18 protein-coding genes and 2 pseudogenes are annotated in these 23,790 nt (G+C 46.4%); 7 read left to right on the top strand and 13 right to left on the bottom strand.

The annotated features are described in order from the left end of the window. Nucleotides 1–917: 917 nt before the first annotated feature. Nucleotides 918–2,150, bottom strand: a complete 1,233-nt coding sequence (rlmF, locus tag EKG39_RS20070; protein ID WP_126507785.1) for a 23S rRNA (adenine(1618)-N(6))-methyltransferase RlmF — start codon at nt 2,148–2,150, stop codon at nt 918–920. Nucleotides 2,151–2,209: 59 nt separating this feature from the next. Beyond that, nucleotides 2,210–2,617: a flagellar basal body-associated protein FliL gene (locus EKG39_RS20075; protein ID WP_126507807.1), complete on the bottom strand. Its 408-nt coding sequence runs from the start codon at nt 2,615–2,617 to the stop codon at nt 2,210–2,212. Nucleotides 2,618–2,731: 114 nt separating this feature from the next. Here EKG39_RS20075 and EKG39_RS20080 point away from each other — a divergent pair, with 114 nt between their 5' ends. After that, nucleotides 2,732–3,295: a chorismate--pyruvate lyase family protein gene (locus EKG39_RS20080; protein WP_126507786.1), complete on the top strand. Its 564-nt coding sequence runs from the start codon at nt 2,732–2,734 to the stop codon at nt 3,293–3,295. A 125-nt stretch (nt 3,296–3,420) separates the two neighbouring features. On the opposite strand, the gene EKG39_RS20085 is transcribed toward EKG39_RS20080, so the two are convergent. From EKG39_RS20085 to EKG39_RS23785, 5 genes and pseudogenes are all read right to left on the bottom strand, one after another. Continuing rightward, nucleotides 3,421–6,303 carry an immune inhibitor A domain-containing protein gene (locus EKG39_RS20085; RefSeq protein ID WP_126507787.1) on the bottom strand — a complete coding sequence of 961 codons (2,883 nt, stop codon included), beginning with the start codon at nt 6,301–6,303 and terminating at the stop codon, nt 3,421–3,423. A gap of 14 nt (nt 6,304–6,317) precedes the next feature. Beyond that, nucleotides 6,318–6,641, bottom strand: a complete 324-nt coding sequence (locus EKG39_RS20090; protein ID WP_126507788.1) for a hypothetical protein — start codon at nt 6,639–6,641, stop codon at nt 6,318–6,320. 446 nt (nt 6,642–7,087) lie between these two features. Continuing rightward, nucleotides 7,088–9,244, bottom strand: a complete 2,157-nt coding sequence (locus EKG39_RS20100; protein WP_126507789.1) for an MGH1-like glycoside hydrolase domain-containing protein — start codon at nt 9,242–9,244, stop codon at nt 7,088–7,090. Between the two features lie 336 nt (nt 9,245–9,580). Next, nucleotides 9,581–9,946, bottom strand: a pseudogene (locus tag EKG39_RS20105) (MarC family protein); the annotation flags it as partial. Nucleotides 9,947–10,256: 310 nt separating this feature from the next. After that, entirely contained in the window at nt 10,257–10,391 is a 135-nt protein-coding gene (locus EKG39_RS23785; RefSeq protein ID WP_281276278.1) for a hypothetical protein, read from the bottom strand. Between the two features lie 315 nt (nt 10,392–10,706). Here EKG39_RS23785 and EKG39_RS20115 point away from each other — a divergent pair. After that, nucleotides 10,707–11,818 (top strand): IS3 family transposase gene (locus EKG39_RS20115; RefSeq protein WP_126507790.1). Its coding sequence is split into 2 segments (ribosomal slippage): nt 10,707–10,968 and nt 10,968–11,818, totalling 1,113 coding nucleotides; the frame shifts between segments, so codons are not numbered across the junction. Nucleotides 11,819–12,567: 749 nt separating this feature from the next. On the opposite strand, the gene EKG39_RS23905 is transcribed toward EKG39_RS20115, so the two are convergent. From EKG39_RS23905 to EKG39_RS20145, 6 genes are all read right to left on the bottom strand, one after another. After that, nucleotides 12,568–12,912 carry an antitoxin Xre/MbcA/ParS toxin-binding domain-containing protein gene (locus tag EKG39_RS23905; protein WP_126507791.1) on the bottom strand — a complete coding sequence of 115 codons (345 nt, stop codon included), beginning with the start codon at nt 12,910–12,912 and terminating at the stop codon, nt 12,568–12,570. A 124-nt stretch (nt 12,913–13,036) separates the two neighbouring features. Further along, complete coding sequence (locus tag EKG39_RS20125) at nt 13,037–14,053, bottom strand: hypothetical protein (protein ID WP_126507792.1); 1,017 nt, start codon at nt 14,051–14,053, stop codon at nt 13,037–13,039. Further along, the gene (locus EKG39_RS20130; protein ID WP_126507793.1) at nt 14,053–14,775 is read right to left on the bottom strand and encodes a hypothetical protein; all 723 of its coding nucleotides are present in this window, start codon (nt 14,773–14,775) and stop codon (nt 14,053–14,055) included. The genes EKG39_RS20125 and EKG39_RS20130 overlap by 1 nt, the downstream gene beginning before the upstream one ends. Before the next feature lie 11 nt (nt 14,776–14,786). Beyond that, on the bottom strand, nt 14,787–17,528 hold the full coding sequence (locus EKG39_RS20135; RefSeq protein ID WP_126507794.1) for a TcfC E-set like domain-containing protein: 2,742 nt from the start codon (nt 17,526–17,528) through the stop codon (nt 14,787–14,789). A gap of 18 nt (nt 17,529–17,546) precedes the next feature. After that, entirely contained in the window at nt 17,547–18,044 is a 498-nt protein-coding gene (locus EKG39_RS20140) for a hypothetical protein (protein WP_148103063.1), read from the bottom strand. A gap of 33 nt (nt 18,045–18,077) precedes the next feature. After that, nucleotides 18,078–18,608, bottom strand: coding sequence for a hypothetical protein (locus tag EKG39_RS20145; RefSeq protein ID WP_126507796.1), 531 nt, complete (start codon nt 18,606–18,608; stop codon nt 18,078–18,080). A 594-nt stretch (nt 18,609–19,202) separates the two neighbouring features. On the opposite strand from EKG39_RS20145, the pseudogene EKG39_RS20150 reads away from it, so the two are divergent. The 5 genes and pseudogenes from EKG39_RS20150 to EKG39_RS20170 form a co-directional block, all read left to right on the top strand. Then, nucleotides 19,203–20,290 (top strand): annotated as a pseudogene (locus EKG39_RS20150) (IS3 family transposase). 725 nt (nt 20,291–21,015) lie between these two features. Beyond that, entirely contained in the window at nt 21,016–21,618 is a 603-nt protein-coding gene (locus tag EKG39_RS20155; protein WP_185817667.1) for a winged helix-turn-helix domain-containing protein, read from the top strand. After that, nucleotides 21,596–22,033 (top strand): hypothetical protein, encoded by a 438-nt coding sequence (locus EKG39_RS20160; protein WP_126507798.1) that lies wholly within the window; start codon nt 21,596–21,598, stop codon nt 22,031–22,033. Before EKG39_RS20155 ends, EKG39_RS20160 begins: the two co-directional genes overlap by 23 nt. Beyond that, nucleotides 22,033–22,869, top strand: a complete 837-nt coding sequence (locus EKG39_RS20165) for a porin family protein (RefSeq protein WP_126507799.1) — start codon at nt 22,033–22,035, stop codon at nt 22,867–22,869. Before EKG39_RS20160 ends, EKG39_RS20165 begins: the two co-directional genes overlap by 1 nt. A 95-nt stretch (nt 22,870–22,964) precedes the next feature. Continuing rightward, on the top strand, nt 22,965–23,790 hold an 826-nt coding region (locus EKG39_RS20170), incomplete at its 3' end, for a hypothetical protein (RefSeq protein ID WP_148103064.1).

Genomic DNA, 23,790 nt, shown 5'->3' on the forward strand with positions numbered 1-23,790 from the left:
CTTAAGTGCAGATACTTCTGTGACACGGCACAAGTATATCCCTATAGCCTCGACGGCGGCATCCATGCCGCCAACGGTCACAGCCGCATCTACACCGGGTTATCAATCTCTTCGATTTGCCGTTAAAATTTAAAGGGCTACGACCCCTTTATTCCATTTAGTGTTTCATAAAAATATTCCAAACCCACCCTAATAGATTAGGAATTACTTTAGGAAATAAGAATGCTAACAATGAAAACATTGACACCAAAATCAAAAAGCCTTTTCCACCAACGGTAAAGTCGAGCTGCAAAGCTAACAGGTTTTGACTCATTTTAAGACTCAGAAATAAACTGGTAGGTACAGAAAAGAAAAGAGAAGAAAAAACACTTATTAATCTATCGGAAAGGGTAACCAGACCTTGTTTGGATCGCCTCATCCTTGAATACCTCTAACAGCTGCACAGTGTGTATATCCACTGTATCTACATGAACTTAAGGTAGTTAGCGTTTTTTTACAAGGCTTAGACTTCCCTAACAGATATCAAAAAACACCGAATACCCAGCCCTCCTCCAGATACGATGGTTCCCCGTTGGAAGTTGCCGGAGGGTGTCGCAGAAAATAGCGTTAGTCCCACACGGATGTAGGGCTAGTTTTCGGGGGGGATGGATGCCCCATCGGAAACGTTAGCTATTTTCAAGAAAGACCGAAGGCCCGTACTTAATGCATGTAACTTCGCCGGGGCGTCATGGTGGTCCCAAGGAGGATGAGGACGAGCAGTCCTCCTTGGTCGGGTGTGGGTTGAAAACCCACGACGTTTCTCGGCTGACAAGCCGAAGAGTGATGCAATCACTCATCTCAAGTTGTTAGACGCAGTCTAACGATAAGGGTCAGGCGAAGCCTGAATAAATAAACCGTTCAAAGGCTAAGAGCGACTCTTAGCTACGGTATTTAGCCCAAAGATCCCTTTGTGATGAAGTCAAAAAACTCCAGGCCAAAACTCTTGTAAGCTTATTGCCCTGCGCCATATCTATGGTCTTTACTGTTACCGCCCCCGCCTTCTCCAATGCGACGTAGCAAGGCTGCAGATTTTCCTTCTTCGATACCAGGCTGGTGAACCACAAACACTGGGTGGCGAAGTCTTTGCTCTCACTGATCATGTTAGCGAGGAACTGTTTCTCGCCGCCCTCACACCAGAGCTCGGCCTTCTGGCCACCGAAGTTTAGCTCATTGGCATCCGACTTTTCCTGACTGCCAACAGACTCAGGCTTATGGCCCTTAGCCGCGCGGTTAGCGGCCAGGTTCTTCACCTTGCGAAGACTACCTTCGCTCGCCTCACTCAGTGACCCGTGAAATGGCGGGTTACAGAGCGTGATATCGAACCTGTCGTCCGGGCCGATAATGCCGTGAAACACTTTTTGATGATCGGTTTGCAAACGTGTCTTTAACTTACCTTGCAAGGCCTTGTTTCGCTCTACAATCCGATTAACGTTCTCTATCGACATCGGATCCACATCGCTGGCGACAAATCGCCAGCCGTAGGCTTGAATGCCGAGTATCGGGTAGATGCCATTAGCGCCGGTACCTATATCCAGGACATTAATTTTCATCTTTTTCTGAGGCTTAGACTTATGCTTTTGTTTAGCCGCTGAAGCGTGAGAATCTGGCTCTGAAGCATATGGGACATTTTGTCCCGCCCCTCTCTCCTCAACCTGCTCCTCTGCTTTATCCCCTAGCGTGTTCGAATCAACTCCCGCCAACAGGTCGGCGATATAGTGAAGATAGTCGACCCGGCCGGGAATAGGAGGACAGAGAAATCCTGTTGGAATATCCCAATACTCGATCCCATAGTGAAGTTGCAGCAGGGCCAGGTTCAGCGCCTTAACGGCTAGAGCGTCGGCGAAGTCTATCGAAAGGTTGCCATAAGGATTCGGCCTGACATAGGGCTTTAACGTCGGTGACGCCTCAATTAACTTATCAAAGTCATAACCGCTGCGATGCAGATTTCGCTGATGGAGACCTTTCTTTTCGACCGTCGCTCTTGTATCAAGCTTTGCTTCAGGCTGAGCTTGTCGCTTGCCTGCAGGCTTTTTTCGTCGGGCCTGCTTCTGAGTGGTTGGTTTCCGGCTGTTCTGTTTTTGAGTAAGCTTTTTTTGAGTAAGATTGGTCATATGAGATCTTATGCCGTCAGCCGAGACACTAACGGCAGCAGTAGAGAAAGGTAAAAATACTAGTCGTACAGGTACTTAGTGAAGAGCAGATTAACGATAATGGCTTTACCGGTTTCCTGCTCGATAAGGCGATTGACTGTGTCATAACATTCACGTCTTATCTCTTCTCGTCCGGTCAGTGACTTAACCTTATCGGCGGTCTGGCTCCCCATGATCTCCAGGATAGCGGCACGCAACAGAGGATCATGATGCTCGAGGTCGACCAAGTCTTCTGGATCTTTCACCATCAGCTCGATACCGATACGTACAAATCCCAACTTCTTACCGGTGGAGATATAGTTAGTGATGAGATCGGGTTCGAAGCCATAATAGGCATAGTTATCTACAATATCTCCATCTTCGGCATAAGCACCAAAGCTGAAAATTGTCGCGACTAAAATAAGCAGTAGCGATGCTAATTTTTGAATTTTCAAGAATGACTCCTACTCTTGTGTAACAAATGCCTGCTGATCTTTCTGGCTATCATTTTCCAGCGTGCTAGACTGCACCAGTTTGCCAGCCAGTATTGTACCGAGAATTAAATGAGTGTGACTAGGTTAAGCTTCCCCTATGGTGAATCAATTCAGTGGTTTTCACCAGAAAAAATCATCGATCTTCCCAAATCACCTTTAACCGATTGGTTACTTTCACCTGAAAGTTTAACCCAAAAATTACGCTCTTACTGTGATGAATTTGAAGTTAAGGTACTCGGTGAGGGAACAATTGTCCCATTCGATAACGAATTTCCAAATCAGAATAAGGTTTGGGTCCGCGAAGTCCTGCTCTGCCTGGATGGAACCCCCTGGGTTTTCGCCCGAACCTTAATCCCCGGTAGCTTACTGGATAAGAAAAAAGAGGAGCTGCTAAACCTGGGGACCCGTCCATTGGGTGAACTACTTTATACCAACAACGAGTTTACACCGGGTAAGATTGAGGTCGCGCACTTCACCCCTTGCCAGAAGCTGGCAGAGCTGACCGAATCTCTCCATCAGTCTCTCACTCAGGAGCTATGGGGGCGTCGACGCTATTTCTCATATCAAGGTGAGCAGCTTATCGTCGGTGAAACCTTTCTTCCTGCAGCCCGTCAGGCTATCGAAAGACTCTAAGAGCACTAGCTGTTACCTGATTGACAACACCAGAGCCGAACAGACATAAAAACGCCCCCGAGGGCATTTTCTGTTTATCCGGCTAACTCTGACCCTATACGTACTTGACCCTAAACGTACTGACCCTAAACGTATCGTCTTCTTAAACCTAACATCGCCAGTAGCCCCAAGCTAAACCAGCCCAGACTTCCTCCACCGGATCCAGAATCTGTCGATGGGGTCACTGGCGGAACCACAGGTGCCGTCACAATGATAGAAGTCGAGAAGGTGCTCGAATTGCCAGCTTCATCGGTCGCCGTCAGCGAAACCGTATAGCTACCACCATTGGTGTAAGTATGACTGGGCGATATAGAAGTACTCGTTTGGCCATCACCGAAACTCCACTGGTAGCTGAGTTCTCCTACACCCGCATTCGAAGCATTACTCAGTGTGATACTCAGGTTATCAACCTCATAGCTAAAGCTCGCTCTCGGGGGTACCTGAACACTGATTAACAGCGAGTCGCTGGCGGTTGCGCCTGCGCTATCGGTAACCATCAGGGAAACCGTATAGTCATTTGATTCACTGTAGGTATAAGTCGGATTTGCCAGGGTGCTGCTTGCACCAGTGACGCCAAACTCCCATGCATAACTGTAGCTTCCCTCTCCTCCACTCACCGCTGCGCTGAAGCTTACCGTTCCCGCCGCTTGCTGAGCGGTAATGGTTGCACTAAGCGCCTCAGGATCCTGGGTCACACCTTCGGCATATTTCAAGCGTACGGTAGCTGTACTCGAGTCGCTACTCTGCGCTACGACCTCCATTGTCAAACCCAGCTCAGGCAAGATAATGCCGGCCTGAGGTTTAATCGGGGCACTGTAATCCAAATTGTCATCAAACAGAGACACAGATGTCAGGTGCTCGTCACCAAAATAGTTCGACTGGTTGAACATGCTGAATGTGGCATCGCGGATCTGAATATCGGTACTGCTGTTTCCAATCAGATTCTGATCGGCATCGACAACCCCGATTAAACCTACGCCCGCATGTTCACTCGAGTTATTATCTGAATAGCTGAAGTTTTCTAACCAGAGCAAGACTCCGGGCTCATATGAGTGGCTGGATAGACCCACATCCACCCCGTTATGACTGCGTAGCTGAATGATATAACGACGGGCATCACCGGGACGCTCGCTATCGATTCTTGAAAAACCGGCTAAATTCATAGTCGCCGGAGTTTCCGCATCATCACTGTAAACCAGAGAGGCTTCCGCCATGATAACCAGGTTATCGACAGCCAATCCGTAATCTCCAACGGCCTCATCGGTACGATAGATGATACTGATTTGGGTATTAGCTCGTCCGGCATAGGCACTGAGGTCATACTCGAGGTCAACCCAATTATCGATCCCCTCGGCACCCGCAATATCGGCAGAGCTGCCTGTGATGATATTTCTGGCCCCGTTGATGGTGTTGCTCGCCTTAGTGTGATCACCGGCAATAGCGACACCATCGACCATCACCTGAGCATAATCATAATCCGGTTCTATATTCCAATGTGCCTTCATCTTCAGGGTAAGAGGTGTTGTACTTGGAAGGTCTAGCTCGAATGAGGCTGCATTATTAATAAGGTGCCCCTGACCTGAATAGTACTGATAACCGCCCCCATAGGGCTGCTTAAACGGAATGCTGGCAACGGGCAAAGGAATCGAAAGCTGATTTGTCTGAGCATGATTCACCGCTTCGGCCAGCTGAACATCCAAGCCAGTATTGGGGATATTGTCGAACAATATCTCTTGCTCAGTTATCCACCTTCCCTTGTACCTCTCCTGCAGATAAGAGCGTGCATAGGGACTAAAGCCTGTAGGCTGTGTTCCTGCAGGCAAGCCAGTCCAACTACCACCCGACATCACCGACCAGGAGCCCACAGGAGAACCGTCACCAGTGTTAGTGGTGTCATACTCATCGGGCAAGCCCAGATCATGGCCAAATTCATGAACCACGACACCCGCCGCGGCGTCTATGGGCTGCACAGTGTAACCAAATACCTTCTTGCCTGTTCCCGGAATGGTGTAACCCGGGTTACCACCTGTGTAGACGAAGAACCGATGAGACCAGATAGCATCGGCACCGAGCACGCCCCCACCCGCTTCCTCACCGACACTGGAGTGAAACAGCATCACATGGTCGATATCACCATCGGCTTCATCAAAATTACCATCACCGTCGATATCGAAGGGATCTTCAACATCGTAAGTGGCCAACTCTGAGGCCGACATGCTCGCGACAACTTTAGTTACCGCTTCTTTGACGAGATCCGGTACAGCCTTATCATCGCCACTGTTGCCAACATCGTTGCCACCATAAAATGAAGCGTTATTATCCGCCGTTACCCAACCTTTGACGTCCCCGGTAAAAAAGAAGCTATTACCCGATACCGCCTGATAATATTGATACCCGGTCGTTAAGTTTTGTCCCTGAGGACCGGTAAAACCCGTAGTCGAGAACATCAGATCCCGATAATGAGCGGTCGGGTAACTGGGATAGAACATAGGGGTGTCACTGGCAGTGAGTCGATTATCATCATGGGGAAGGTCGGGGAAATCGATTAATACTCCCAACACCTTAACCGTCTTGGTGATATCGGCATCGGCAAAGGCTACAACACTTCTCTGCAGCTGAGTTTTTTCAGCCTTAAGGTTGGCATTCGATTTCAGTCTTAACTTTTCAAATTGCGCTTCAACCAGCCCCCCTTTACTCTGAAAGCCACTGGCACGCTGAGTAAAGGCAGCAACTGCGGCGCGCTTTTCAGCCTCACTCGCTTCAACCGACAACTCACCTCGTTTAATTAACCAATACAGGATCTGTTCCTTATTGATCACACCGGCATCGGCCAATGTCCCGGGTTTAGGTTTGTCAGTCACCGAGTTCCCGCCTTGAGCCGCTACAGAAAGAGAGATAAAACCACTCATGGTAAGGAGCAGGGACAACCCAAGCGTAGAAAGCAGATTAACACCATTTTTTCTATTCATCTGAACACCTATTTTCACTTTCTCTTCTTCGGGCAATGCTCGAAGGCTTGTTGTCTTTTATTAATATATTCGGCAACGACTCTGTCGGCCTCATCAAGGCTCATATCTTCTTTTATCAGCCCCCTTTCCTGCAAACTCTGTTTAAGTTTAGACCTATCTTTAATGGGCGGCACGGCGCCACAGGGGGATATCTGTTTCAGGGTATTTACAGGGGGTTCCGATAGCGTGTCGTTAGTCGCCGAATTTACTTCGCCAGGCCCCGTTGAACATGCCGTAAGCGTACATGACAACAGGGCGACTGAGGTGATAGGTGCACGCAAAGAGAGCAGGAGTTTCATAACACACCAATACCAATCAGTATAAAGATGTGATCGCTCAGCGAGAGTTTAGCGCTCCTGAGGCAAGGCAGCGAGTGAAGAGCATAGTGGTTCTACGTTTAAGCTCGTCAACGCAGCATCAGAAGCGCTAAAACTCGCCTTTCAGGAGTGTTTTTGGCTGCCTACTTCCTCGTTGAATAGCTTCACAAGGGATCACCATTGCATCAACTATTCGCCTTGAATTAGTTTGCCAAAAAAAACTCTGAGTAGATCACTTTCTTATACTGATTGGTATAACATTAACTCACAAAACCATAACAGCACGGAGGCATGTTTTACAGTGTATTATCGATATTTATCTACTCTTTACCTTACTTTGCACTTTAAGGAGCATAAATTTATAGTTTTATCTCCTTTGCCGTATGGTGGGCGGCCAACTCAGGAATACAAAAATGACAATGTTAGCTTCACGGCTGACTCAGCCATGAATCATATATCAAGAGCAGCACTGATGCCGACCAGCTGAAGTTGGTGCAGTGCAGCCCCTTGCCGGTAAGTGGATCATAATTTTCCCTGATAGGCGCCTGTTGAAGAACCCCCTCACCTTGCTCAACCAGGCGTGTTGCAAGACGGGTGGCTTGCTTATCATAGCCATACCTTTTAAGCCCCATTAACCCAAACAGGGCCTGATCCAGCCAAACCGGACCACGCCAGTACTGAGTCGCAGCGAAATCAGGACTATCGGCACTGACCGTAGGGAATGGGATTTTTGTCGCGAATGTCTGCTCAGTCAGGTGTTTATCGACCATCTGCTTTGCCTGCGAGGCTGAGGCTGCGCCGGCCCATAGGGGGATCCAGCCCTCGACTCCCTTTCCGGCATCGACCATTCGATGGGATCCGGAATCATCGAATCTCAAATCATAGAAGAAACCGCTGGGTTCATCGAACATCCGGGTCTGAATAAGCTCCTTGAGGCTGGCAGCTTCACTCATCCAGCGGCTCGATTCTCCATCCAGCCCCAGCAGCTTAGCCATTTCGGCCAATAGCGCTTTCTCAGCAAACAGATAGGCATTGAGATCGACCGACTCCTGAGACAGAGAATAGCCGATGAGCTTGCCATTCAGGTCATGGTTTTCCAACACCTGCACACTGGCATCATCATCGAATCTGGGGGCATTATCCATGCCAGACTCCCATGCGGCCGCCTCTATTATCGCGCCACGTAGCGGTTTACCATCCTTGAGGTGCGCCGGATGCAGGTTAGCCCCATACTCGGCGAGTCCATTGCCATTGTGATCACGATTGCGGTACCACCACTGATGGTAGGCCACCAGCTTCGGGTACATGAGCTTAACAAACTCAAGGTCGTCACTCTGCAGGTAGATCTCCCACACGGCCCAGGTTGCCAGCGGCGGTTTACCGTTGCGCTCATTCCAGTTGCCACCTTCCCCGCCCCGGGCGGGGTCTTTATTGTAGAAAATGGCATCGGGCAGGCTACCGGCATCCTGAGGTCGAACTTTATCCTCAGCGGTAAATTGGTAGTCAAACATGGCCAATACATTAGACTTGGCCAGTTCGCTATCGAAATGGGACAGGGCCACCGCTTGTTTCCAGCTATCCCACGCCCAGACACCATTGAACCATTTATAGGTGACCGATGGTGTCACCGCATCGTGCAGCAGTGCACCGGCCGGACTACGCCAGTTATGCATCAGTGTCAGCATGCTCTTCACGGCCATCTTGCGGTATGCCGGTTCACCGCCGGAGATGGCTCGATCGATTCTCTGCTGCCAGCGCCCTCGGTTCGTATCCAGTGCCCTGCCTACCTCACCCCACTTTGGTACCTGATGGGAGATACGCTCGGCTTGAGTATGAAAGTAGCGCTGGGCACTCAAAAACTCCTTATGCTCACTACCAGCGAGAAGTATGGCTGACGTAGAAGCCTGGTAGCCATCATCCTCCGACGTCTCTATCCGCATCTTAGTATCAAACCAGATCTCATATTCGGCATCGGCTAACTGCATCTGCCAGGTTTCCATGACGGGGTTAAGGTGCCATCTCACTCCAAAGTCCCAACTGTCCAACCGCTTAATGACGCTATGGTCAGGAATTTTCGGGTGAGAGCTGAACGGGACGCCGGACCAGGTTAGCTGCCACCGCTGCGGGCTGATGGTGTTATTAATAAGCCGGGTACGGATCACCGATGTGCGATTGTCGCTGTAGCTCAGGCTCATCTCTAATGAGAGTTCGGGCCATTGAAACTGCTGAACTAGCGCATCGGGGCGACTATATATCTGGCTCTGTGTCGCCTGAGCAAAATCTAATGTGTTGCCGCTATCCATGTTCTTGAGCGACAGCCTCTGCAAACTGTCACTCAGATACAGACTGTACTCCTGAGCGATAAACAAGGGACCGGTAAAGCCGCCATAGTGCTCGGTTTTTTCGGGTAGATGAAAACCATGCCACGCTCCCTGATCCACGTAGGTGGCGGGGATAACCAAATTTCCCTTAGTGTCCCGCTCCTCCATAGAGGTCGGGGCCCCCCGATAGGGGAGCAGATCATGATAATCGACAGAAGTCTGTGCCGTGAGGCTTGAAATACAGAGCAGGAGACAAGAGAGCATGAGCTGACCAAACGTAAAATTGAATACAATATTCAGATTATGTCGAGAAGCCGCTCTTGATGCAAGGGAGGAAAAAGAAGCGGTAAGTTTTCAGTCGTAAGTTATAAGTTCAAGACAGAGCGGAGCGGAGCGAGGTGCGAGGTGCGAGGTGCGAGGTGCGAGGTGCGAGGTGCGAGGTGCGAGCAGATGATAATAAAGAAAAAGAATGGCAAGCAACAAAAAAACCTCAGTGCAGGAAATCAACTGAGGCTTTGCTCTTTCTTACGGCTTATAGCTATCAATTTCTTGAATCATTCGCGGCTAAAGCCGCTCCTACAATATAGCTCGTTGCCCTGCTTACTGGACGGCCTGTCCGATGTGAGACATATAATCTGCAATGCCGTCGAGGAACATCTGCACAGAAATCATCACCAGCACCATACCCATCAGGCGTTCGACCGCGGTAAGCCCCTTCTCTCCGAGTACCTTAGTGAATACTTTATAGAAGAGCAGAATGACGGCACTCGCGCCCCACGCCGCCAGTAATGCTATGGTCCAGTCCATCATCCGAGTGCTGTCAGTGTGCGCAAGCAGGATCAGTGCGGCCAGTACCGAAGGCCCTGCCATTAACGGAATGGCCATAGGCACGATAAAGGGTTCTTCACCCGCCGCCAATCCAACGACACCACCCGGCTGGGGAAAGATCATCCTGATCGCCACCAATATGTAGAGCAAAAATATAACAATTAGAGTGAGTGAGTGAATGAACCACTATAAACACTGGGATAAACCTGACCCGCACAATTGTTATAGCATAACTTATCAATATAACAATTGGCTTATAGATAAACAGCGAGTCACTTTTCTCGCGGCATTGTTGGAAGTCAAAAGTTCAGTCCGAATCTAAGCTACACTGTAATGTTAGCTCACCTTGGTCGGATAGGCGGCACTTGTTGCCAAGTGCCGCCCTCCTAAGAACCCAGCGTGCAACTTTCACTGCACTGGGCTCAAGCCTCCACTAAGGCGTACTATGCTACCCACCTGCCACTAAGGCAGGTCTTGCAATGCACATTTGAAGCTTCAAAACTTGCTCCTCAATAGGTTTCCAGTTGATGGATTGCCATTGAGCGCCGTAAGGAGAGGCACTAACTTCATTTGAAGTCATCATTTGCGTTTCTCCATTAATAAAGTTCTCCCAATTTTCTTGCAACGGGAAACCAGCTGGAAGTGGGCTCACTTTCGTGCCAGACACAAGTCTGTATCTGCATCATTACAATGCAGCCTTGGCTTTCTCCAGCCTCCTTTACCTGCACCACTATCGGCTATCTTCACAGATAACTTTCCCAAAGGGAGCGATACAGGCTTACCGTGTTCCGTATGTCACGCAATGTCAGGTTAGGTGCCCATTTGTAACCCTCCCCTAAAATAGTCTCATGCATAAATAGAGTTCTCCCGGTACACTGATATCTCAAGGAGAACAGCAATGAAGAAATCACGCTATACCGAAACTCAGATAATTAAGATCCTGAAAGAAGTAGAAGGTGGTCGCCTTATCAAGGAAGTCTGCCGCGAATATGGTATTTCAGATGCAACCTATTACAACTGGAAGAGTAAGTTCGGTGGTATGGAGGCCTCAGACATTAAGCGCTTACGCGAACTGGAAGATAAAAATCGACGCTTAAAGCAGATGTTTGCAGACATCAGTTTGGAACATAAGATCCTCAAAGATCTCGTCGAAAAAAAGCTCTGAAGCCAGCGGTCAGGCGCAAACTGGTTGAATATGTGCGCAGTGTGCACCAAACCAGTATACGTCTAGCCTGTCGCGTAGTTGGCATCAGTCCATCGGTATACCGTTATCAGCCTGATAAGTGTCGGGATAACCCCGTTATTGCCGCACTTCAGGAGTATGCTGAGACCCCCCCTGCATACGGGTTTGGCAAGCTATTTAAAGTGCTTAGACGCAAGGGAAAGTCATGGAACCATAAACGTGTTTATCGTGTGTACTGCGAGCTTAAATTGAACCTTCGTCGCAAGGGCAAGAAACGCCTGCCGAATCGTAATCCCGCACCGTTAGCGGTCCCAGAGGCGATGAATCAGTGTTGGTCGATGGACTTTATGTGTGACAGTTTACACTGCGGTCATCGCTTCCGAACGTTTAATGTCATTGATGATTTTAACCGGGAAATATTAGCCATCGAAGTAGACTTAAGCCTCCCGGCCCAACGCGTTATCAGAGTGCTGGAGCGAGTTATAGCCTGGCGTGGTATGCCACAAAAGCTGCGGATGGATAATGGTCCGGAGTTTATCTCACTGGCTTTGGCTGATTGGGCGGAGCTCAACCGAATTCAACTGGAGCACATAAAACCGGGAAAGCCGACACAGAATTCGTATATCGAGCGATTTAACCGCACATACCGAACAGAAGTTCTGGATATGTACCTGTTTAAAAGCCTGAGGGAGGTACGTGAAATTACTGATAACTGGATGAATGAGTATAACGAAGAGCGGCCACATGACTCACTTGGAGATCTCACTCCGTGGGAATATTTGGCGAGCAAGAAGCAGGAAGAAAACTCTATTTTTAAGTGGAACTAAAACAGGAAGGTTTACACTTGGCTATACACCTTTGCAGAACCAAAACTTACAAGTTTTGCTCACCGAGTTGCTATTGAACTTCCCGAATCTCCAGTAATTATAAAAAAGAGCTTCATTAAAACTAATTCATGGCAACAAGCAACAATTCTCCCCTTAGAGGAATCTAGCATGCCAAAACAGAATACTGGACCACCTACCTCATTTTTAGAGCTTCAGGGCAATCAGCAACTAGGTTCTCCAGTCACTATGAACAATAAGCCATCCTTTGTTCTTTAGAGATTAAGGGCGGATATAGAGAGCAAGTAGTATCAACTTACAACTCCCCTTTTTAACGAAACTTGAAAATGAAAAATATACCAAATTACTTTCATTCATCATTACAGTTAAGCAAGCCACAAATAGGAAGGCTTGTGAGTGGCTTTTACAGCAAAACTATAAACAAATATCAATACCTGGATATTCAGTACCTTTCGAATATCAGTTGTTGCGTTCAGAAATGGGAGAGGGTAATTCCTATATATCACTAATTCATCAAGATACTGATTTAGCACTCCAAATCTCAGTCCATAAATATCTCCTTTTAGTCTATTGTAGAGATAAAAAAAATCAGGTCACCAAAATAGATGACCTTGGTCGACTTATCGAGAGCTTAAGTCAAGACTCTGCATATATCATCACAACAAATGAGACCCTATTCATGCCTAACTCATTTGAAAATTCGACTTGTGTTCAGCCTTCTGAAGATAAGACTAGCTAAATTCACCGAACTTTATCTTCACTAATACGTCACGTACTATTGAACGCCCCACAAAGGTGTCTAGAAATGAGATAGGTGCGAAACCATCTAGAGCTTGAAGATTTGCAAATAACCACTCATTGGCATTATCTAGGGTATCGAAAGTAGAAATGACCTCTAGTTGTATGCTTACAATATCTAGCACTTGCTCAGACTGATGTGGATTTAGTTTCTTGGTTATAAGAAGAGCCAATTCAGATGACGTTATACCTAACGACTTCAAGAGAACCTCATTAAGCTTTGGCACCTCTGCAAATATGTTCTCTAAAATATTGCCGTTAAGACCAGATTGAACCACCTAGTAATATAGTGCTTTACTGGTAAAAACACATTCAGGAAAACTGGCTGGTAATGGTTCATCATTCATAAAAACTAACTACCTTTTTAAGTAACTGTCTCTCTATTGTGAATGTCGCTTGCAATTACATGATAGGTTCAAAAACCAATACAAAAGTGTCCCTGTATGTGCCTTCATCTAAATCTAAAAAAGCAACGTCAGCAAAGGACACGGTAATATCGAACGCTATGCTATTGCCAGTGCCTGTAATTGTCGTGGCATTATCATTAATGCTCACTACGCCCTCGTTCACTAAATTCAGAGCTACGCACCCAGAGCAATCAACACTGTAAGGAATTTCCCCAGTATTATCGTCCCCTCTCAGAGTATAGTCATCACTCTCTTTTAATGATAATGCCAAGCCTTGGGTGAAATAGCCTAAGGCACTCATATTAAAGGTTGTTGTGCCAGAGACCATTTGCCCTGTATAGGTTGTTGCCATAGCTTCCGTCCCGCTAAGCGTAACAGACAGCAACGTCGCAGGAACATGCTCAATCGCTAGCGTAAACGTTTGCCGACCATAATATCGACTTGATACGCCGTTGAAATCATAATCGTATGTATGATTAAGGACGACCCCCCCCCTAAATTCACCTAACGATTTGCCGTCAAAAAGCGCGATCACATCATTTTCAACCACCTTAAACACAGGACGTATAAATGCAAAAGGGTTAACCGTTTCCGTGAGGTTTAGGTTATTCGGGTAGTAACAGTTACTTCCTTCAACACGATAAATATCGCCCAATGAATCATATTGTGAACAAGTAGGCCCAGAGAATGCGCTGCCTTCATTTGCACTTGCCCCCCCCGAATGATAATCAAACCCGAGAAATTCAACAGGGACGGTGACACTTTCACCACTGGCATTACTGAGTAATATTTCGGTCGGTGGTAGGCCTGAAAAACCTCCAGGCGACCATCGATTGGTAGGGACTAATGTTGACGGAATATCCCACTGGCTCGGCATTTTAGCCCCGGCATGTGATAACGCATTGTCCCAAACTAGCGTCTTTCCCTCTAGTGTTGCCTTAAGGGTTGCACCGTAGGCTGTAGAGGATAAAACCACTAATAATAACAACGTAGAGAATCTTTTTTTCATCATTAGTAATTCAACCTATAAACTTGTTCAAACGCCCCTTTAAATGACTTCACCGTCACTTTTAAATCCTCTTTTTGAAAGGTTTCTGGTAAAACAAAGGGTAAGTTTCGGCCCGCCAACACCCGGACGTTTCTTTTACATTCTGACACGTTTTTTGTCGACTCGATTAGTTCAGCACAGGCATCAATGGACACGTTAACGTAGCCCGCGCTATGGTTGTAAACATTCAACGTCTCTTTCGTTCGATTTAAATCAACGTTAATCGGCTCCTCTGTTCCCAGTATGATCAGTAATGGTGCAAAGCCAATGGCAACCTGCACTGAATGTAGGGGTTGCTCATCTTCGAAATAAGGCGTTGGCACCATCGCAATCGAAAACACCCGTTCAACCCCTTTTTCACACCCAGATTCAACGTCGCTGCAATCAAATGTGACTTTAATGTCTTTTTCAAATTTAGGATCAATAATCGTTCTTGCAGGTCTCACCGAGGCCTTCCATATATCTAGGTTATCCCGAGTGTACTTTATGGTGTTAATTTCTCCATTTTGAACTTGAATTTCGGAGATTTCTGCCGTCAAATAGACTCGGCTGTCGCCGGTATTAGTCACGGTATACTTTGCTTGGCCGTTTTCATCAGCTATCTCGATCATGGAGCTAACCGTAACAGCATGACATGAGTTTGAAATAAATAAAAAAACTGTAAACCATCGTAACGAATTAAACATACTAGATTCCTCTATTGGTCATGTAAGGTAAGCAAATCGACTTCGTTATCTTTGAGCATAACATATGCGTCAAGCTCTTCGAGGAGTCGTCGTTGTTCTGGTGTAAATAGATGTTCTTCAAAGACATAAAGATATACATTGTCTTCAACACTCACCGCTTTATGGGTAATATTATTTTTCGTTAAATTATCGATAATAGTGTCCGTTTCTCCGCCTTTAATGAACGTTCCGATGTAAAAAATAAGCTCATCATTTTGACGTCCATTGGCTTTGGCCGTTCGATATTGCCACGTCCCCTCTTCAAGGTTCGAATCTATGCCGGGTAAACAGTAACCGTGTGCATATTTAACTTGCCCGAAAGGTTCATAAACACATAAACCACGATTAGAAACCAGTCGATAGGGTTCATCTTCTCGATAATTGACCCGAAAGACCCCCGGTGTGATCGGTTCAACACTGATGCACCCTTTACCCACACACTGAACTCGCTCCACGGGCTCTGTTAAAATTTGATCTAATACGACTAATTGGCTTTTCAAAGATACGATATCAGCAGACAGTTCATAAACTGAGCCGGGGTGAGAAAATGACATATGCGAGCCATTGAACACTTCAACGTTTTCACCGCCATCATTAATCATTAGGTGTATATCGTTGTATTCCCTGACTTTTATTAATGTATCCTCACCTTTTAATGGTTTTCTAGACACTGAACGGCCATTAGCCAGTTGACTAACAGATAAAAGAGGGAGCAATTCTTCATCCGCATCCGTCGTGACATTAACGTTTACAAATGAAGGAGAGCGTTCGTTTGTAAACGCCACGCCGTCAGAAGTAATGACTTGCGTGTTTGTGATATTTCCTGAGAAATACTGATTATTTTGGTCACTGATGTAAGCATAACCATTACTGTTAATGTAATCGTTATTTCCCATCACGGTCCCCGAAACATCGAGGCGATTATCACCATCACGCATGATATTTTTCCCTCCAGTCACATTGGTAGACCAATTATTAAATTTGTCCTCCCAAGTCAGGTAATTCAAATTATTATTGAGGCCGTGCTCGTCGGTCTCCATTGAAAACTGCCCTGAGACATGCTCACCAAACGGAATAGAGAAGGTTGCACCAAGTGTGAATTCCCGCTTATCATTGAACTTTTGCTGTGAATCACCATACAAGGTCAAGGTCCCACTGAGCATATTCGTTGACCAAGAAGCGTGTGTCGATTGTTTTAAATCACGAGCATAAAGTGTAGGTACTTCAGGGGCGGGAGTAAAATAATCTGTCGTGTCATTACCATAGTAATTCCAACTCACATACCCTTGTCCCCCGAAGATTTTTCCGGAGAGCCCTAAACTTAATTCTTCATAACCATTGACCCCATACAAATGGTTAGCGAGGCGATAGCGGTCATTTGAGCTTTCCTCTTTAAAGCGCCTGTAATCGATATAGAAAGGAGCGAGCGTAAAACGACCAGATAAGAAAGAATCGTTAGAACTGAACTCTCCGGCAGTCACCTCTAGAGAAAAACGTTCAGAATAATAGCTTCCCCCAACTTGAAGATAGTGGTCATCAGTATTACCTGTGGCAGAGCCCCCGAGTAAAATGGCATCATTAGCACGGTAAGCCACGCTGCCGCGTGCAACCGTTCGGTTATAATCGCTATAACCGTTTTCATTCACTTGCGTATCTTCAAGTTCCACGACCCCTGCAAGGTAGTCAAAGCTACCAGCGGGCAGCTGAAATTGGTTGTTATTGACGATCTGTTTGGTCTCATTGAGCACCACTTTTCCACCGACTTTTCCCTGTAGTCGTATATCGTAAGCTCCTCGTGGCAGCTCGCTATAACTGATATACTGCTTACCTTCATTAACGACTTTTGTTAACACTAATTTATCACCGCGGTACACTTCGATTTGGCCATTTTGAGGCATATAAAAATACAATCGCTGCAATTCGCCGCTGCCGCCTTTGACCAAATTATAACTTGAGCCAACATAAACGCCGGAGTCGAACCCCAAAGACGCACTGCGGTTAAAAAAATCAGTGGCGTTAAAGGAAAGGTTATAACGACTCTTACCCGCAACAAGTCGATTTGCGCCCACTTCTAAATCATAAAATGCTTCATAAGCATCAAAATCTTGCGTCTCTGAGCCGTATTGCGTGTCAAGGCTGATGTGCCCATAAGGAAGGCCTATCGTGGTATCATTGTTCCATGTAAATTGTTCACCACCATCAAAGTCGGTGTACAAATAAAGATCGGTCCAATTGATCACCGCATTTTTTTCACTGACCGCAGGCTGAAAATCTCGCTCACTGGCATCGTTTAAGAGCAACCCAGGAGCAACAAACAAGCGCAATAGCCTATTATCAAAATCAAAGACGTATAATACTTCTTCGCCTGATGGGGTTAGGATGCATTGCGTCAGTTTGCCTTCGCACTGTTCATTGGTTGACACGCCCGCCTGTATGTCATTGAGCACTTTTTCAACGGTTGTTGGGGAAAGCTGCCTATTTTGTAAAAAAAAACGTAATGACTCAAAAGAAGCCTCATCTTGTTCAAGCCTAACGCTTTCATAATTGGCTAAGGCATTGATAAATTGAGTATCAACATCCCCAGCAATGAACACACTGATTTTTTTGGGGGTTTCAATAAAAAAATCTGAAAATTCATCAGGATGAATTGCGGCTAAACAGAGAGGAGAAGCTAATAAGGTACAAGTGGCGACAGTGCGCTTAAAATGGTTCATAACAACCTGAATGTATAATTAATAATCGAGAAAAACAAATAACTCAATGTCACCAGAGCATGTGCGCGCTTCCATTTCATACTGCTCTATAGCGGGAAAAGTTAACGTTAACGAGTGACCTCTAAATTGTTGCCAGCCGTTATCATTGTTGGTATGAGTAAAAGTGTAGCCAGCTAACGGTGTTTCGGTCACAATTTCAGTACCGTCTAACGTCAATGCAACATCAAACTCAACAATGGTTTCGTCATCATCCACACAGCGGTGCGTATTGCTCATCAGCTCAAGCTGATATTGATCTTCGTCACTGTCCGTACTGGTTACCTGAAAATCAAACGTGAGGGGTTTAAACGTTAGCAGATCCTGTCTCCATGTCGCCGCTAATGCCTCCGTAGGGGCTTGTATCGCTAACGTTGACGGGTAATCAATATCAACGTTAACAGATACAGGCACCTCGAGTTCCCCCGCCGCCACCGCGCTACTTAGCGCCGACAATGATAAACATAATACTAATGGCAATATTTTCACGGGAAACCTCGAATAATGGCTAAATTATAGTACGTCTTTGATCAGTAGCTGAGCGTTCACTTCCATACGATCACCCATCTGAGCAGGAATATCGGTGCCGCTAATATTAATTTGATGCTCGTCACCAGATAGGCCCCCTACTTCATCATTGAGTGTCATAGGAGCATTATCAAGCGAGACGACAAACAGACCAGTACCATCGGTTGCAATGCCATCTTCACCAGAGTAAGTGAGCGAGTTAAGCACTAAGTTATAACTTGTAGCCGGGTGTACGGTATTATCAGTTGAAGAAACCACGTCAAATATGTGCTGCTGTGCGACCAAAACATCGTATAAATCTGAATTACCCGATACCGCTTTTTCAAACTCCATTGGCGAGTTAGCAAAATCATTGTCGCCGTTCAAGTTATGGAATGTCCAGTCACCAGAATCCGCCATTGGGACAGTCCCTACCCATGAGAAATTGCCAACACTGTCGCCAGCAGCGATTGCATTAGTGGTTGCAGCGCCAAAAAGGATAGTGGCAAGAGTCGTTAGTAGTAGTGTCTTTTTCATTAGTAATTCCTTAAATATTTTAAATGTTAGTTACCTTGCTACACGCTCTTTAAGCAGCGCAAGAGAAGCTAAGTGATGTTTGTTAAATTAAATGGTGTTTAAAGCAAAGTGGCCGTATAAAGGTTGGAACAAATATAGGAGTTGATAACCCCCTATCTAGGCCACGCTGCTTTTGAACACCGCCATTAAACCCCCCCCGCCCCCACCAAAGCTATTAAATAAAAATATTGATAAATAATTAACACCTTTAAAGTAACCTTATCAGTGACTTACGCCAAAAGTATATAGTTGCAGATATAATTGCGCCCCTCGACATACACAGTGAGGGGCATGTCGCCGTGGTAATACGCGAGCAAATCGAGAGCGGACAAATATCAAAATAGGCACTGAGCCTTATGATGCTATTTTTTGCTTAGCGGTTTTATACGAAGCGTCAACTCAAGATGGCAGACGTCAAAGCCGCAAATCAATATGTAATAGCACACTAAACTTGGCCACCTGATTAGAGGTGATCTCATCAATTTTGTATTTAAACAGGTGACAAAAATCTACAGATCTAAATGTAGGCCAGAGTTTTGACTTGAGGCAGCACAACTGGTCGTTGACCAAAACCATTCTGCAACTGAGGCAGTGAAAGCCATGGGCGTGAGCAAATCAGGCATGGAAAAGTGGGGGCGACAGCTGAAGTAAGAACATATGGGCTTCTCCCCTAAACCCACTCCTATGACACCAGAGCAGATTGAAATTCGCGAGTTAAAGAAGAAAGTCGATCGTCTTGAGAAGCACGATACAATCCTAAAAAAGGCTACAGCTCTCTTGATGTCGGACTTCCTGAACAGCTCTCGTTAGTCGAGAAGCTCAAGCAGAGCCATACAGTAAAACGAGTTTGTGAAGTGTTCGGGCTTCATCGCAGTAGCTACAAGTAGTGGCGCAGTCGTCCAAAGGTTCTTTCACCAGAGAAGCTGAAGTTACAAAGTCTGGTGCGGGAAGCTCACTCAGCCAGTAACGGCTCTGCGGGCGCCAGAAGTATTGCAGATATAGTGACAACTTAAGGTACAACTTTAGGCTGCTGCCGTGCGAGTAAGCTCAGGAAACAACTTGGATGAGTAAGTTGCCTACTTCCAAAGCATGCATATAAAAAAGCAGGCCGAGGACATATTGAAAGACCAAGCTACCAGGCTCGTCAGTTCCAAGTAACTGAGCCTAACCAAGTGTGGTGTGGAGATGTTACCTATATTGGGACTGGCACTCGGTGGGCCTATATAGCCGTGGTTATCGACCTTTTGGCTCGAAAAGCGATTGGTTGGGCAATGTCGTTATCGCCTGATACAAACCTTAACAAGAAAGGCGTTATCGATGGCATTTAAATCAAGAGGGAAACCTAAAGGGCTCATGTTTCATAGCGATCAAGGCTGCCACTATACGAGTCGATAATACCGTCAACTGCTTTGGCGCTACCAAATAAAGCAGAGCTTAAGTCTACGAGGTAATTACTGGGACACTCCCCTATGGAGCGCTTCTTCAGAAGCATAAAAACCGAATGGGTACCATCAACGGCGTACACTTACTTAAGTGAAGCTAAATCATCAATTACTAACAATATTGTTGGATATTACAGCCAGATCAGGCCACAACAATATAATGGTGGCCTGACACAAAATGAGTCAGAGAGAAGAATCTAGCTTACGTATAAAACCGTGGCCCAATAAAGGTTGATCTCTACAATAATAAAAATATATTTTTTTTTTTACGCTGCAACATCTTCCTCGCCGTGCTTTTATTACACTCAACTTGGTCGATATTTAACTCGTGCACCGCAAAAATGCGAATGCTAAAGGACAAAGACAATGGGGATAACTCTGAGTGCGACAAAGATATATCACCGCTATGCTCGGAAGTAGTGGCTCGCGGGTTCAACTTTTCATTCATCAGGGGAGTTGCTTGACGCCAAGCGCCATCAGGCCATGCTTAATTCCTGACGGGAATTACGGTTAAGGACTGGACGGTGCCGAAAGCACGCTGTTGATAGCGAGGGAACAATACAGATAGTACCGAGTTATTTTATTGTTCCTTCCCTAAAAGTGTCGTCACTCAACACGTTAAATGGAAATGTCATCATTACAGAGGTAAGTATTATGAATACAAAGACAGAGGTAAGTATTAGGAATACAAAGGTTGCATCGGCAAAGCCCCATTCAATAAATAGCACCTGTCGCACCATCCACGAGGTGGAATCATTGTGCATCAGTAACGCCGTGAATGAGCGATACGTGGTGGGTGATTTTTCATGCTCCATGGAAGAGTTTAAATCACTTCGGATGTTGGTATTGCGATGGGGAGGGTTGGGAATAAATGTTTTGGAAATTAACAAATAATGACGAGCCGTCATTACTCATGGGGGGGGGAGATGGAACACATTGTTATTGAGTATAACAAATTAATAAGAGGAGATATAGCCCTTAAGATATCAGATGCTGATCGCCGTATTCTTCTTGTTTTTCACGACAATCCAAACCGAATTTTTACACGTGCGGAACTACTGGAGATCGGGTGGCCGAATTCAATTGTTTCGGAAACATCGGTCAATATTGTAATAGGAAATCTTCGAAATTATTTGAAGCAACTTTCCCCTAAAAGTAAGTTGATAACCATTCCCAAGGAGGGGTATCAGTCCGATTTTTGTTTCGAGATAAAGCTCCCCCAGGCTAATGAGGTGGAGCGGGTAGCGACAGCGGAGGTCAGCCCTTATGACCTGGTGACTTACATTGCGACGACTGCGTTCAATATCGTTTGCGTGCTCGGGGTATTCGCAATGGTATTGATTGGCGCAACATGGTGGCACAGTACGGAGTCATTGGTTTGCACTAAAGTGAAAGAGATGGCGTATTGTGGGTTTGATACGATGCCGGCCGAATTACTTGAAGCAGTCCCTTATCGAGCCGCTCGTACCGTCTACTTCTCGGTAAATTCTCATGGGGAGGTAGGATATGAATATTTGGATCATGATTAGGGTAAGCGGCATTATCGCACTGCTTTTTTTTGGGTACGGTTTGCTGCGAGGCGCAGGGTGTGATTATCGATTTCATGGCGTTAACGACCAATTAAAGAGTCATGTCAACATTCAATGCCACCAAGCCCGGATGAGCGGCGAGTTAGTCTCGCACAGTGGTGAGCCAATTTTAACATTTGAAGGGTGGCTATTTAGCTACTCTGAAACATATTTTTATCTGTACCTGCGAGATGTTGATGCCCACGTAGCAACAAATTTACCGAATGCGAAACTCAAAGGTTTTTCTTTATATGAAAATACTTCTCTTTTGCAGGGGAATATACAAGTGAAAGATAACAATGAGGCTGTAGTCATGTTTTATCGGCCAGAGCGGTATACATCAAAAGGCCGGATTTTGGGTAGGGTGGAGTGGTAATGAAAAACTTTAAATATCATGGCACACGACTCAAGTCTGCATGGTTGTGCCTGCCGCTTATCTCGCTTTTATCGACGCCATTAATGGCAGAGGAGTTTTATTTGGGGGCGGCCCCGTTTTTTTCAACACTTGAGTACCAGGAGGTATCGACGGTGAGTAACGACATAGATATTGGTGCAGAATTATTTGGCGGTGCGAAACTTAACTCATACTTTGGTATAGAGTTTGGGGCTGGGTATGGCAGTCGCGATGGCCGCGATGAGCGCAGCCTCTATGGTGATGCATTGGTGTTGGGGTATTACCCCTACTCTTCAACAACATCATTTTTCCTCGGTGCGGGTCCTGCGTGGTTCGGGGGGGAGTGGCGGAGCGTATCCGCTATCGGTGTAGACTTTCAAGTCAGTGAGGCTTTGTCACTTAATCTGGGATATAAGCGTCACTTTAACTCTGGCGTTGATGGGGTTGATGTTGACGCCTTTCGGTTTGGGATAAAGTACAGATTTGGTGGCACCAAAGCAGCAAGGCCGACAGTTATCGCCCAGAAAAGCGCCGAGACAGTAACAACGGCGCAGGCGCAAGAGTCTGCCACTGCACCGCCCCCTCTGGAGCTTACCTCACCGCCCAGCTTCCCACCGACGAAAGAGGTGGAGTATAAAGAGGTGGAGTATGTAGTGGTGGAGGGAGAATGGATTCACCTCCTGCTTCGTGAGCGTGGGATGACGATGCCCCAATTTTTGGCGCTTAATCCGGCATTTGGCGAGGACAGCACGCTCGGTCGTGACCCAGAGAGGATTTACCCTGGTGACCACTTGGTGTTAATTCAATGGGCACAGTGATGAGTAGCGGGTTTAATGTTTTGTAAAAGAATACCCTCCCACTCATTAAGTAAGTGCCAACGAAAAAAGACAAAATTGTAATGAATAGGAATGAAATGAAAAATACACGATACACCCATATATTTAGCGCTGTCATGCTCGCCTCGGTGATAACCGCCTGCGAGTCTGATGATGCGGGTACGCCTGTACAATCAGCGCCCGAGGTGATACTGGACGTATCCAATGGGCTACAGCCCGTGAGCAGTGATGTGCCCACCTTTATCGATTTATCCCCCTTTATTAGCGCCAAGGGCGACTATACGTTGGTGGGGGTGAAACAAATAAAAAACCAAGGGACGGGCTCTTGTCAGCACAGCGCACCGGAAGGGTCAGGCTTTACCGCCACACTCGGCGGTGGTGCGGCTTGTCATTACCAATATGACGTTAAATCAACAAACAGTAGCGCTGCGGTTGCCACGGGTGAAGTAGTTGTAGTGGTCTCGGTGCCAGGTGATCCAGTCATGAAGCCTATTTCCGTGGCCATGCAGCAAGATGAAACCGTAGTGATTGATTTAGATGATGAGTTGTCACCTGATTATCCGTCAGGGTATGTGCTTTCTGGCGAGATTAGCGATATCACCCTCCTGGGTGACGGACAGGTGACCGATGTAAACGAGGTGGCTAACACCATCACGTATGTCTCAGCCGGTACGCAAGGCTATACGCGGTTAATTTACACCCTAGAGGGGTTAGTCGGCGGTGAGCCTGACATGAAAATAGGTAACATCGATATTTCTGTGTCTGATAACCTCAATCATGCTCCCAGCGCTGAAAACTGGCACTACTCGGATATGGTAGATACTGAAACGACCGTGACCATGGATGTGGCGCCCTTTATAAGTGACAGTGACACTTATAACGGCGGCGGTGTGGATACGGTTC

This window comes from Shewanella atlantica (assembly GCF_003966265.1).
Taxonomy (GTDB): Bacteria; Pseudomonadota; Gammaproteobacteria; order Enterobacterales; family Shewanellaceae; genus Shewanella; species Shewanella atlantica.